This is a genomic window from Bradyrhizobium sp. WBAH42 (assembly GCF_024585265.1).
Taxonomy (GTDB): Bacteria; Pseudomonadota; Alphaproteobacteria; order Rhizobiales; family Xanthobacteraceae; genus Bradyrhizobium.
Window position 1 is genome coordinate 5,043,087 of the sequence record NZ_CP036533.1, and the last position, 12,922, is coordinate 5,056,008.

Annotated in this window: 8 protein-coding genes and 2 pseudogenes; 7 read left to right on the forward strand and 3 right to left on the reverse strand. The window is 59.4% G+C overall.

The annotated features are described in order from the left end of the window. Positions 1 to 62 precede the first annotated feature (62 nt). Entirely contained in the window at positions 63 to 2,009 is a 1,947-nt protein-coding gene (locus DCG74_RS23555) for an NEL-type E3 ubiquitin ligase domain-containing protein (protein ID WP_172789241.1), read from the forward strand. A gap of 278 nt (positions 2,010 to 2,287) precedes the next feature. After that, complete coding sequence (locus DCG74_RS23560; RefSeq protein ID WP_172789242.1) at positions 2,288 to 3,571, forward strand: cystathionine gamma-synthase family protein; 1,284 nt, start codon at positions 2,288 to 2,290, stop codon at positions 3,569 to 3,571. A 1,309-nt stretch (positions 3,572 to 4,880) separates the two neighbouring features. On the opposite strand, the gene DCG74_RS23565 is transcribed toward DCG74_RS23560, so the two are convergent. Continuing rightward, positions 4,881 to 5,861, reverse strand: a complete 981-nt coding sequence (locus DCG74_RS23565) for a transposase DNA-binding-containing protein (protein WP_246709048.1) — start codon at positions 5,859 to 5,861, stop codon at positions 4,881 to 4,883. 186 nt (positions 5,862 to 6,047) lie between these two features. Beyond that, a pseudogene (locus DCG74_RS23570) lies at positions 6,048 to 6,316 on the reverse strand (transposase domain-containing protein); the annotation flags it as partial. Positions 6,317 to 6,567: 251 nt separating this feature from the next. On the opposite strand from DCG74_RS23570, the pseudogene DCG74_RS23575 reads away from it, so the two are divergent. Continuing rightward, positions 6,568 to 7,735, forward strand: a pseudogene (locus DCG74_RS23575) (IS110 family transposase); the annotation flags it as partial. Here DCG74_RS23575 and DCG74_RS23580 read toward each other — a convergent pair. Beyond that, the gene (locus DCG74_RS23580; protein WP_373569531.1) at positions 7,641 to 8,201 is read right to left on the reverse strand and encodes a transposase; all 561 of its coding nucleotides are present in this window, start codon (positions 8,199 to 8,201) and stop codon (positions 7,641 to 7,643) included. The pseudogene DCG74_RS23575 and the gene DCG74_RS23580 overlap by 95 nt on opposite strands. 61 nt (positions 8,202 to 8,262) lie before the next feature. Between DCG74_RS23580 and DCG74_RS23585 the strand changes: the two genes are divergently transcribed. The 4 genes from DCG74_RS23585 (at position 8,263) to DCG74_RS23600 (ending at position 12,487) form a co-directional block, all read left to right on the forward strand. Then, positions 8,263 to 9,267, forward strand: a complete 1,005-nt coding sequence (locus DCG74_RS23585) for an IS110 family transposase (RefSeq protein ID WP_172789244.1) — start codon at positions 8,263 to 8,265, stop codon at positions 9,265 to 9,267. Between the two features lie 588 nt (positions 9,268 to 9,855). Beyond that, positions 9,856 to 10,149, forward strand: a complete 294-nt coding sequence (locus DCG74_RS39030; RefSeq protein ID WP_246709049.1) for a hypothetical protein — start codon at positions 9,856 to 9,858, stop codon at positions 10,147 to 10,149. Further along, the gene (locus DCG74_RS39035; protein ID WP_246709051.1) at positions 10,130 to 10,837 is read left to right on the forward strand and encodes a reverse transcriptase domain-containing protein; all 708 of its coding nucleotides are present in this window, start codon (positions 10,130 to 10,132) and stop codon (positions 10,835 to 10,837) included. The genes DCG74_RS39030 and DCG74_RS39035 overlap by 20 nt, the downstream gene beginning before the upstream one ends. Before the next feature lie 819 nt (positions 10,838 to 11,656). Beyond that, positions 11,657 to 12,487, forward strand: a complete 831-nt coding sequence (locus DCG74_RS23600) for a nodulate formation efficiency C protein (protein WP_246709053.1) — start codon at positions 11,657 to 11,659, stop codon at positions 12,485 to 12,487. Positions 12,488 to 12,922 lie beyond the last annotated feature (435 nt).

Here is a 12,922-nt window from a genome sequence, read left to right on the forward strand (position 1 = left end):
TTCAGAAATTACAATCTATCGTAGTGGATTGAGTCTACTCAGTCTTGGCAAGGGAGTATGGGATGGATCCTTTTGAGGCAGGACATATTCAGCGCCGCGATGGGATCTCTTCGAACGAACAAGAGGGGCAGGAAAACGAGGCCGGGGCGCAGTGGGGCGGAGTGCTGACAGGCTATGACGTGGCAGATTCAGCTCATGTGGAGGACGATCAAGACCAGACGGTTGAAAATTGGGCTGCCGAACGGGACGTGGGCCCGCTCGAGGATCGAGAAGAAGCCCTAACGCGATTAAATCTTTCTGAGTCTAATCAACATCTCGATCTCGAATCGTTGTCCCTGACCAGTTTGCCCAGATTTTCGACCGACCTCAGGCGGATCGACGTTCCCTTCAACCGGCTAACCAGACTGCCCCATACCCTGCCCGCCACCCTCGACGCGCTCAACGTCGGTCACAACCAGCTGACCAACTTGCCCACCCTTCCGGCCGTGCTCCGTTATCTCGACGCGAGCAACAACCGGCTAGCGAACCTGCCTGACGCCCATCCTCCCGCGCTTCAGTTTCTCGATGTCAGCCACAATCAGTTGCCGAATCTGCCGGAGGCCCTCCCAGCTGAGCTTGAGTATCTCGACGTCAGCCACAATCAGTTGCCGAATCTGCCGGTGGCCCTCCCAGCTGAGCTTCGGTTTCTCGACGTCAGCCACAATCAATTGACGAGTCTGCCGGAGGCCCTCCCGGCTGAGCTTCGGCTTCTCGACGTCAGCCACAATCAATTAACGGGTCTGCCTGAGAACCTCCCTGCTACGCTAAGTACTCTCGCAGTTAACCGCAACGAGCTAACCAGGTTACCCGAGGCGCTCCCGCCCGGGCTCGAGCGCCTCTTTGCTAACCATAACCAGCTAACCAGGTTACCCGAGGACCTGCTGACGCAGTTGGGCGCAAGTGCCGACGTAGATCTGTCTGGAAATCCGCTGCCGCAGCAGGTGCTGAGGAATCTGCATGCAGCCCGAAGCGCCGAGGACTATATCGACCCAAACGTTGCGCTTCCGGGCGACAACGTGAGTGAACTATCCTCGACAGACGATGAACAGAACGCGCCCCTCACTCTCACTGAAGCAGTGGCATACTGGCTCAGGGATAATCCAAAGGAGGGCGATCGGGAGGTGCTGGCGGCCTGGCGGACCTCTGCAGAAGAGCCGGGCGCTCAAGAGTACGCCCTTTTCCTCGGCAAGCTGTTCGACTCCGTCAACTCAAACAATCAGGAATTCCAGGAGTCGGTGGCGAATGATCTACGACAGGCGGCGAAGAACCCGCAATTGCGTGCGCAGTACTTTCAACTGGCCGCCGACGCCAACCAATCCTGCGAGGATCGCAGAACGTTGACTTGGAACGGTATGCAAACAGCACGTCTCATCGCAGACGTGGAGAACGGCGTCTATGACGAGAGGGCGCGGCTTCCCGATCTCATCGATCTGGGGCGCGTCATGTTCCGCTTGGACGCTCTGGAAGGGATTGCGCGCGAGAAGGCTCAGTCACTCGGCTCCGTCGACAACGCCGAAAACATCGATGCCATCGAGCTCTATCTTGCTTATCAGAACAAGCTACGCGAGCGGCTGGGACTGCAACACGTCGCACCGAATATGCGCTTCTTTGAAGCTTCCGGCGTCACCGACGCTGACATTGACAGTGCAGAGATAACCGTGCGGAGTAAGGAAGCGGCGGAATTTGCTGACTATTTGGCGACGGACTGGCAACCTTGGGACGATGTGGTTTCTCGCATCGCCCCTGACGACCATGCTGCGATGCAGGACCAGCTCATTGATGCAATGGGCGAAGAGTTCGACGGCAGACTGGAGCAACAGCTCGCCGACAGAGGCTTGAGTGGAACTGAATCTGATCTCGTCGAGGATGCCAAGCGAGAATTAGGGGCCAAGGTCCGTAAGGAAATTGCCCGCGAGATAAAGGGCGCTCTGAGGGATAGGGTGCTCAATGATCACGGCCTCCGGCTGTGAAGCAGCCTTTGACCGCAGGAGGCTGTTAATTCGCATGAGACGTAGCGCTGTACATCGGACTGCGGAGCGCCGACCTAAAAGCCGGCGCATTGCTCAGGTGAGCGGCTAAAATTCGTGCAAGTAGCGTGAGAGTGGGACTCTCTTCCCCGATGCCACAACTGCGCGAAAACCGCCGGAAAACAAGGATTCCAAAAAGGCCGGGGTCAATTTCGTGACCACCGCCGTTTACCACCGATAGGCGCGCAACGCGCGGTAAGCATCAGAACAGCCAGGCAGCCATGGTAAAACCGTTCCCGTCGAAGACCCACATCGGCAATCATATGCTGCATCCGGAAACCCTGATGCTGACCTATGGCTATGATCCGCAATTGTCGGAGGGCGCCATCAAGCCGCCGGTGTTCCTGACCTCCACCTTCGTGTTCAAGACAGCCGAGGACGGGCAGGACTTCTTCGACTACATCGCCGGCCGGCGCGAGCCGCCGGAAGGCATGGGCGCGGGCCTGGTCTATTCGCGCTTCAATCATCCCAACAGCGAGATCGTCGAGGACAGGCTCGCGATCTACGAGCGCACGGAGAGTTGCGCGCTGTTCTCATCCGGCATGGCGGCCATCGCAACCACGATCCTGGCCTTCGTTCGCCCCGGCGATGTCATCCTGCACTCGCAGCCGCTCTATGGCGGGACGGAGACCCTGCTGACGAACACGCTCGCGCGTCTGTCGATCGGCGCCGTCGGCTTTGCCGACGGCATCGACGAGATGGCAGTCGAGCACGCCTCGCAGGAGGCGATGCGCAAGGGGCGGGTTTCGATGATCCTGATCGAGACGCCCGCCAATCCGACCAACGGCCTCGTCGACATCGCAATGATTCGCCGCATCGCCGATGCCATCGGCAAGGCGCAGGGACACACGCCGATCATCGCCTGCGACAACACGCTGCTCGGGCCGGTGTTTCAGCGACCGATCAAGCATGGCGCGGATGTTTCGCTGTATTCGCTGACGAAATATGTCGGCGGCCATTCCGACCTGATCGCGGGCGCCGCGCTCGGATCGAAAGCGATCATGAAGGGCATCAAGGCGCTGCGCGGCGCCATCGGCACCCAGCTCGATCCACATTCGTGCTGGATGATCAACCGCTCGCTCGAGACGCTCAGCCTGCGCATGGAGAAGGCCGATGCGAATGCGCGGCTCGTGGCGGACTTCCTGCGCGACCACCCGAAGGTCACCAAGATCCATTACCTAGGTCATCACGAGCAGGGCTCGGCCTCGGGGCGCGTGTTCGCGCGGCAGTGCCTGGGCGCGGGCTCGACCTTCTCGTTCGACATCGTCGGCGGCAAGGAGGCGGCAGTGAAATTCCTCAACGCGCTGCAAATCCTCAAGCTGGCGGTGAGCCTCGGCGGCACCGAGTCGCTCGCGAGCCTGCCGGCGACCATGACCCATTCCGGCGCTCCCGCCGACATCCGCCAGAAAATCGGCGTGCTCGATTCCACCATCCGGCTGTCGATCGGCATCGAGAACCCGTCGGACCTGATCGCGGACCTCGCGCAGGCGCTGAACGCGGCTTGAGCGAGGGAATCAAAGCGGATTGGACGCGCGGCACGTCGACATGATCGCCGCGGCGGCCTCATTGCTCTGCGCGCCCGAGAGCTGCCGCACGAGGCAGATGTAATAGCCCTTGCTGGATGCGTTCAGCAGGGAATCGCCGGCAGGCCGTCAATGTCACTCGATTTCGAGCCATTCGAAGACGGCGCGACCGGTGGGCCAACGAACGAAACCAGGTATTGTCGCCCGATTCCATGCCCGAGCGCGATCACCGTGCTCCTGCTTTGTATCCTGTTGAAGCAGTTCAGCCTCGGCTCACGCCGCGGGTTCCAAGGCTTGCCAGTTCTTGGTTGGCCAAGCCGTTGATGATGCGAGCGCCGTCGGGATGAGGAGTCAAGTCTCGGCGCCCCAGACCCGGGGCCGGCGCCGACGCCTCTAAGTTGACGGCCTGTTGTTTGCCTCGAGCCATGCGGCGCCCGCTGAGTAATCATTGTACCCTAAGGAACAACTCCGAGCCTCTGAACTGCTGCTGCGAAGCGTCGAGAAGGACGTGTTCTTCAGCGATGATTCGGATAGGCCCGAACGCGCTGGCGCCCCTCGGTTTCCACCAACTCGCCCTTCTAAGGCATTCCGCGGATCTCGAAATAGGTCGGGCGTCAACTTCGGGCATGATCCGCTGGCCTTCGAGGATGCGGAGAAGGTAATCCGGCAGGAATCGCTCCCGGTGGCCCGGTGCTCCAAATACCCAAGATCGACTGCACCTTCGTCGGGTCGCGCGGCCCTAACGATCTGCGAGGGACGATAGAGGGGCTGGGATGGGCCAGCTTCGTTTATCCCGCCAGCGCGCGGGTGATGAATCAGGCGAACATCCATGCGGCCTCGCGGTCCGAACGTCGCGGAATAGTGGTCCCATTTGACAACATTTCCAGGCGGCGGATCGCCCGCCCTGGCCAGGTAGCCACCCAATCGTGCAAGCTTGGTGAGATAAAATGCAAGGGTTCCAGGGCGACATCGTCGATGGCTGGCGCCGCTGATGAGTCGATCGAGCAATGCGATCTCGGTATTCGTCAGTGCGAGCTTCGGTGGCGCGTCCGGGGCGATGCGATTGAGCATGGTGAGCCAGAGGACGCGCCAGCTGAGAATGCAGAAGACCGCCATTAGATTGGCAAGTCGCTCCGCGGTCCGGAGTTTTGAGTCTTCCGCCTTGCAGCCCGATTTCAGGATCTTGTGGAATACCTCGATCTTCCACCGCATGGCGTACCAGTTGATCTTCTCGATTGCTTCGGAGCGACTGCGGACGGCTAGGTCAGTGATGAGCTTCCACTCAATTGGTTTACGGCCCTTTGGCGTACCGCGCTCGGTGGCATGGATTATCGTCAGGTCGAGGGGCCGGATAGCGTTTCTGCTTCCCGATGGGCGGTAAGACCACGATCCGCTTGAACTTGATTTCCAGCGCGGCCTTCGTCGCCTCTCCCTTGTCGTTGCGCACGTCGATGTAATGCAAGCCTTTGACGCTGGTCTCTTCCATCTCGGTTGCGATCGTATGACCGCCATCGCCTGCCAGCCGATCGACGCAGGCGCGGACAAGGAAGTGGGCGCCAAGCTCTTGCGTCAGGCAATATAATTCGTAGATGTCGCTTTCGCGGTCGCCGATATGAATGCAACGCGCCGGCTGTCCGAGCCGCTCGATCGACTGCCTGAGATTGTCGAGCCAGCGAACGCTTTCCTTCTTCTCAATCGGAACGCGGGTCGGGTTGATCTTCTTCTTGAGCTGCGCCGTGCCTTTGAACTTTTTCCGTGTCCAGAACTTCACCGCCGCCAATCCCAGCGGTAGGCCCTCGACAGTCACGGCGAGACTGGAATGCATCAGCATTCCACCGACCGTGTGATGGCGCCAACGGCCGTCCTTGTCCCGGCCGCTGTTGACGCTCTTGGTCAGGCCAATAGCGCTCGTGTTCGCGCGCTGGTAGGAGAATTCCGTAGTGTCCTGAATAAGGAGGATCGGGCCTCTACAGTCATCGTAACGCGCGCGGGTGGCGGCGAAGTGACCGCTGAGGATGTCGGCTTCCTCCACGCGATCATTGGCGAAGAAGCGGTAGGCCGCTTTCGTGTTCGCCCAGTCCTGGCACGCGAACGGTATGCTCCCGCCCATGCCGTCACCAATTTGCTTCAACAGCTCGCTAAATCGTTGACCGAGACGGGCATCCTTGAACGCTGTCTTGTCGATCTCGCGCTCCGTCCAATGTTCGACGGCACTTTCATCACCATCATCCGGGCCGGCCGACCAACGACACGTCGTTCCGCTTGAACACATCAAGGCACCTCGCCGTCGCGATTCAGGTGCCCGACAATGAATCACAAGCGATTCATCCGATTCAAGATTTTTCGATTAGGACTATCGCAATCGAATCAAGCATTTGTGGGTAATTGAAAGACGACGAAGACCGCCTAATTGACGTATGCGCGCGGGCACAGTGAGCTCTATGATCGGTTGGGAAGGTCAGGCGGCCTGCTGATCGGCGGGCTTATCGGCTTGGCGCTGGAGCTTCCATTCCCAGGGCAGTAGTTCGTGCAGGCGCGGTGCGGGAAGATCGGCGATCCGGGCGAGGACGTCGGCGAGCCAGGCTTTAGGATCGACGTCGTTGAGGCGACAGGTTGCGATCATCGTCAGCATGATGGCGGCACGGTCGGCACCACGCTGGCCGCCGGCGAAGGTCCAGTTGCACCCGCCAGGGCAATGCCTCTCAATGCGCGCTCAGCGCAATTGTTAAAGGGCATGATGTTTTCAGCGCTCAAACCCGGTGGAGAGGACAGGTCGTCCGGATTAGTCTGTCCAAGCCGGGATAGGGGCGCTGGAGCACGAAACGGTGGCAGGCCGCCATGACCATGAGCTGTGAGCTCGCTTTGTTACTTGGCCGCCCCTACGACTTGCCCGGCTGCGCTGCGAGCGCGGATCCGTAGATGTCGTGCAAGCCACTGGCTCCTGAGACAAAGGAGAACCAAGCATGCAAATCGTCGGCATGGACATCCACCGATCCTTCGCCCAGGTGGCGATCCTGGAGGACGGAAGAATAATCCGACAGCTCCGCGTTGATCTCGTCCACGATCGGCTTGTCGCCTTTGCCAAGGACACTCAGCCTCGAGGATGAGGTGGTCATCGAGGTAACGGGCAACAGCGCGGCGGTCGAACGTATTCTGCGCCCGCACGTTAAGCGCGTCGCGGTCGCCAATCCGAGGCTCGTTCGGGCGATCGCCTATGCGCGAGTCAAAACGGACAAGGTCGATGCTGGGACCCTGGCAAAGTTGCATGCTGCTGGCTTCTTACCGGAGGTCTGGGTTGCTGACGAGGACACCTACAGCCGCCGGCGCCAGATGGCCGAGCGCGCTGGCGTCTTGGCGCAGATCATCCGGATTAAAGGACGCATGAAGGCTATCCTGCATGCCAACCTCATCCCGCCCTACAAAGGCTATCTCTTCGGCAAGCGCGGACAGCATTGGCTGGACAGTCTGCCTCTTCCATCGGAGGAGCGTGCAATGCTCCGGCGTCTGATCGCGGAACTCGAACGCGTGACGAAGCAACTGTCGGAGATCGACAAAGTCGTGGCCCAGCAGGCTCTGGACGATCCACGGGCTCTCAAGCTGATGACGATCCCCGGCGTGAGTTCGGTTGTCGCATCGAGTATACTGGCCTCCATCGGCGACATCGCACGCTTCCCGGCGCCGGATAAGCTCAGCACCTATTTCGGGTTGACTCCGCGGGTTCGGCGTCAGGCGAGCACCCGGCACGGCATGGCCGGATCTCGAAACAGGCAACCGTGACGCCCGAATGCTGGTTGAGGCGGCGTGGTCGGCCAAGACGGCGCCGGGGCCGCTGCGGGCCTTCTTCACCGTATGCAGAAGAAGCATGGGCCTGGAGTCGCGGCCGTCGCTACGGCACGTAAGCTCGCAGTGATGATCTGGCACGTCCTGACGACCGGGAAAGATTATGCTTACGCACGACCGGCGTTCACGGCGATGAAACTCCGGAAGGTGGCTCTGAAGGCTGGGGCTCCCCGTGCCTACGGCAAGGCTGGCCCGGGCCGGGACTATTGGATCAAGGAAATCCGCGAACGGGAAGCTGGTTACGTCGCACGCGTCGAGCAGGCCTACGAACGCATGGTGGCGGCCTGGAAGGAAAAAACCAAAAAAAGTTGCTACGAACTGAAGGTAAGGACTTCTCAACACCATCCGCCGACATGCAAAGTCGTCCGACATCAAGGAAGCGGCTAAATGCATCCCATCGGCTGAGGCAATAATTGATCGCTTTGGTCGTGTCATTGTTCCTGGAGAGCTTGGCGCGCTGCTCGCGCAACCACGCCTCCAGCTCGACGATGAGAGGGCGGCCGCGCTCCTGGCGCACACGCAAACGCTCCTGCGGAGCAAGGCCGTTGATCTCGCGCTCGATGGCGAACAGGACATCGATGCGCTTGACCGCCTCGGCCGCGATCGGCGCCTTGCTGAGCTGCGCGAGATCAAAGAACTTGCGCCTGCCATGCGCCCAGCACGCGGCCTCGATGATCGGGCCACCCTTGCGATTGGCCTCATAGAGCCTGCCGAAGCCGGCGTAGGCCCGCCGGCGGGGCTGGGCCGGCAAACGGACGGTCGTCGCGCACATAATGAGATGGACGGTCACCGCCCTGATAAGCTGCAAAGAGCCACCAGAAGGAGAGCGAGCTATGGCTATGATGACAATCGGGCTTGATATCTCGAAGAGCTGGTTTCAAATCCACTGGATTACGGCGGATGGAGAAATTATCCGCAAAAAACTCGCCCGCGGGAAGGTTCTCGATTTCTTTTCACGGCTTCCAAGTTGCCTCGTTGGTCTTGAGGCTTGCGGCAGCGCTCATCATTGGGCTCGCGAACTGATAAAGCTTGGACACAGAGCCCGTCTTATGCCGGCCCGTTACGTAAGAGCCTATGTGAAAACAAATAAGCACGATGCTGCTGATGCAGAAGCGTGCTGGGAAGCCGTCCAACGGCCTGCCATGCGTTTTGTCCACGTAAAAAGTGCGGAACAACAGGGAATTTTAATGCTACATCGCACGCGTGATTTGCTTACTCGACAGCGCACGGGCGCGATAAATGCACTGCGCGGTCATTTGGGCGAGCTGGGGATTGTGACCGGAAAGGGAAAAGCAAACGCGAGAGAGCTCATGGCACTTGTCGACGTTGACGATCGCATTCCACAAAGCGCACGCCGCGCCCTCTCAATCCTTGTCGATCAGATCAACGAGCTTGAGCTAAATATTGAAAGCTACGAGAAGATGATCCTCGCAACCGCGAGAGACAACGAGGTTTGTCGCCGTCTCATGAAGGTGGCGGGCATTGGCCCATTTGCCGCCACCGCCTTGGCGGCGTCTGTCGATCATCCACAACATTTCGCTTCCGCAAGGCATTTCGCCGCCTGGCTTGGATTATTACCGAAGCAGCATTCAACCGGGGCTAAGGAGCGTTTGGGTGGCATCAGTAAGCGCGGCGACGGATATATTCGCACATTGTTGATACACGGCGCCAGAGCAGCCGTTCATCGCGTCCGTATCCATCAGGTCACAAATACCTGGATAACAGAGTTGCTAGGCAGACGTCCCTTCAACGTCGTGACGGTGGCGCTTGCTCACAAAACTGCCCGGATCGCTTGGGCGATCATGGCCAATGGTGAAGAGTACCGCGCGCGAGCATAAGTCGAGCACGGTTCCGTTTGCGAGGGCAAAAACAGAGTGATGGCCACCGGTCGGACCGGGGTCGGCTAAGCCCGTTGGACCTATCGAGCTTCAGAGCTCGTCAACGTAATTGGGCGCCGATCCGCGGATCTCATCAAGGCTCGTGGCATCGCCAAAGCCGGATAGATAGCTGCAGAGGCGCGGTCGTGAGCGTTGAAGCTAACGGTCGGGAATACCCGAACGGATAGGCGTCCAAGAGACGAATGAAAATGAACCCGCCGATGAACCGTCGTAACGTGGAAATCGTCGTCAAAACCAGAGGTGTGTCGTCCCTCTGGGATGAGCCCGCCGGAAGCCTGATGACCGGGCGAGCGGCGACCGGCGTTGAGGGGGCGTGAATCGGATGCAGGCGCTCCCGCGGAACTGCAGGAACCAGTCGCTCCGATGGAAAGGGAGAAGCACAAGCGGAGAAGACCGCGAGGCGAGATTACCGACGCGGAGCACTGGGAGGGACCGATCCGTATTAGCGAAGGCCCGTAATGGGGCCGGAGCGAAGGGATTGGATCAGGTGGGCTGGCCATCGTCGCAACTGACAACAGGAGGACGACAGTGAACCAGCCGGGCAAACCGTTCAACATTGACAAGAGAGAGGTGTACGAAGCATATCTGCAGGTGCGATCCAATGGTGGCGCAGCCGGTGTCGACGGAGTGACGATTGAGCAGTTCGAGTCCGACTTGAAGAGCAATCTCTACAAGAGTTGGAATCGAATGAGCTCAGGCGCTTACTTCCCGCCGCCTATTCGCGCCGTCTCCATTCCAAAGAAGAGTGGCGGCCAAAGGATCCTCCGGGTGCCCACTGTGGCAGACCGCGTGGCACAGACGGTTGTCCAAACAACTGATTGAGCCGGCTCTCGACGCAATCTTTCTGGCGGATACTTATGGCTACAGACCCGGTAAATCGGCTCTCGATGCCGTAGGCGTGACGCGACAGCGGTGCTGGAAATACGATTGGGTTCTGGAGTTCGACATCAAGGGACTGTTCGACAATATCGACCGCGAGCTTCTGCTGCGGGCCGTCCGGAAACATGTGACGTGCGCATGGGCGCTGCTCTACATTGAAAGATGGCTGACAGCGCCGATGGTGCAAGAGGATGGAACGATAATCGAGCGAAGCCGCGGTACCCCACAAGGGGGCGTGGTGAGCCCGATCCTCGCCAACCTCTTCATGCACTATGCATTTGATCTCTGGATGGCACGGATGTTCCCCGATCTCAGGTGGTGTCGGTATGCGGATGACGGGTTGGTACATTGTCGGAATGAGATGGAGGCGCAAAGCGTGGCTTCTGCAGCACACTGTCATCTGCGTGGATGCGAGCTCGTCCGGAGACTTTTGGATGAGGAAGCTGCAGGCTTCATCCAATGTGGCAGCCTCCGGCGTGCCAACAATAGAGGGAGACGCATTGCGCATCCTCAAAAAACGCGGCGCGTTGCAAATCTGCCCCATGCTCCGTGGAGCGGCGGCAGGATCTTCGTTCGCGCTTTGAGGTGCAATCCAAGCACAGAGAAAACGGCAACGGCCAATCGCGCATAAGAAAATCTCACGTCCTGAGAACGATCAAGTTAATCGCAGCCAAAGGCTGTCCACCGGAAAGAGAGAGCAGCTTCGCCCTCCGCAAGTGCCCGGGTGGTTGGCTAAGGCACGAGGGGGATGTCCTTTACGGCTGTGACTCTGGCTAACGCCCACGTGGCGAGGGCGTGGTGTTGTTGCATGGCGATCCTTGTCATTTTGGACAGGCACGCCCCGCTCTGAGTTGGGCGCATGATCGCATGCCTAACGACAAAGACCAAAGCTATACAGCGACGATACGATGTTCGCCCTGGCATCTACCGCGACTGCAAAGCAGCGACCGATGAGTGATGAGAGTGTCAAGAGAATTCCACGAGCGGCGGCCCGCCTCGTGATGTTTGCCTCTATGTGAGCGCGGTCAGCAAACAAGCCCACCTCAACGGCCGGCCGGGCTTCTCTTTGATCATTGCGATGATTAGCAGGATAGAAACCCGCCGCACGCATCGCGCTGATCAAGCCAAACAACTGCGCTTGCTAACTAAATGCCTGATGGAGTACAGCTTCGTCTCCTCAAGCGCCAAGGAATTTCTAAGGTACTTTGGGGCCCGCCTAATCGGGCGGGATCGCAGGATCGGCCAGTTCGCGCATATTTGGCGGTGGCATTTTCGGCCTTTGGTTTCTCACAAGAAAGTGGCTTTCCCGAGCCGTATATCACCCGCCCGACGGGCCCTCACTCCAGACGCAGCGGCATTGTCACCAACCAATCCTGATAGGTGCGTCGCGGGCCTCTTCGAAGACACGATGCGACGCGAATGTAAGGCTGGCTGCGTGGGGTAAGAGAGAATGATTGATAGACGCGTGCTTTGGTTCGGTCTCGGGCTAGGGGGCTGTGTCGGCTTCACTCTATGGCTGGTTTTGACTGCCGGCCTGGCTGCTAAGGGCGATGGCGCCCGTGCGGATGACAACTCTCAGATCGACAAGGTTAGATCAACTTGGCGAGCGCAGGATGGTGAGACGGCGGAGGAAATCTTTGCCAAGGTCTCGACGGTAGCCCACTTCGTTCCTAGGGGATGGGAGGTTGGCCGAAAGACGGACACTGGCGAGCTCGTCATCTTTTCATGGGCCAAACACCGGTCGGATAAAAAGAAGGACGAATATACGGTCACTTGGGAGGTGGCCCCCGATGGCACAATGAGACTTGTGGCTCCGCATGCGAAACCGATGGAACTAGGCTGGCAGGCGTTCGCACTTTCGCTTGTTGCTGACGAGGTGGCGAACAACGAAAGGGGCGTGAACCGTCGCTTTCTGCATGATCCCGCTAACTTCAACTTCGTGACGACGGCGCAGGGAAAGCTGGGCGATCTTCTGCGGCGCGGCCGCTGTAGGATCGGCGAGCCGGTTGGAGTGGACTATTCGCCGAAGGTAGATGAGCAGCAAACCACCGAGGGGGACCTGTGGCACGTCGAGCTTTCGGTCGACTGCAATATTCCCGGACCTAGTTATTTTACCCGTCACGGAGTCATCATTTTCGAGAAGCGCGAAGGTCAGGATTGGGAGCCGCAATCCTTCTTTGCCAGGCTTATCGACACGTCTGCACCCGGCTCTTGGTTTGGGCCTGCAGACCCGAAAGACCAGGAAGCATTCGAGCCGGCTCGAAAGACATTTGCAAAATGAACGCAGCAAACCAGCTCTCGGTGCGGGCCGTCGATCATGGATAGCGAAGGCGAACAGATCGATGATGCTGATACGTGCCATCGCGCGCACAGAGAACGAGCACGGAGAGCGTGTCATCAGGTAGCTCGTACCTCGCCCCTGCAGGCGGTAAATCATGGATGCACTGGTGAGTAAGCCGACCGTGGAAACATGGCCCGTTGACCGTTCAGGGCCTACGAGCGCAATTCGCGCCGGCATCGTTTTTGTCGGCCCGCTGGCCGAGGACAAGCGAGAGGGGCGGCAACCTATAGGCCGCGCGAGGCACGGCCAGAGGGAGCCAGGATGCACCTCTAGAGGCCCGCCCCTCAAACCTACGGTGAGGGCCATTTCGAGCCATAAGGTGCCATACGGCAAGCCGAGCAACATCCTGCCGCGCGGCTCTACGTGGGCCTAGTC

What these genes read in the sequence shown, in the direction of transcription:
- DCG74_RS23585 (WP_172789244.1), top strand. Translation starts at nt 8,263, where the DNA reads ATGGCTATGATGACAATCGGGCTTGATATCTCGAAGAGCTGGTTTCAA.
- DCG74_RS23555 (WP_172789241.1), top strand. Translation starts at nt 63, where the DNA reads ATGGATCCTTTTGAGGCAGGACATATTCAGCGCCGCGATGGGATCTCT.
- DCG74_RS23580 (WP_373569531.1), bottom strand. Translation starts at nt 8,201, where the DNA reads ATGTGCGCGACGACCGTCCGTTTGCCGGCCCAGCCCCGCCGGCGGGCC.
- DCG74_RS23560 (WP_172789242.1), top strand. Translation starts at nt 2,288, where the DNA reads ATGGTAAAACCGTTCCCGTCGAAGACCCACATCGGCAATCATATGCTG.
- DCG74_RS23565 (WP_246709048.1), bottom strand. Translation starts at nt 5,861, where the DNA reads ATGTGTTCAAGCGGAACGACGTGTCGTTGGTCGGCCGGCCCGGATGAT.
- DCG74_RS23600 (WP_246709053.1), top strand. Translation starts at nt 11,657, where the DNA reads ATGATTGATAGACGCGTGCTTTGGTTCGGTCTCGGGCTAGGGGGCTGT.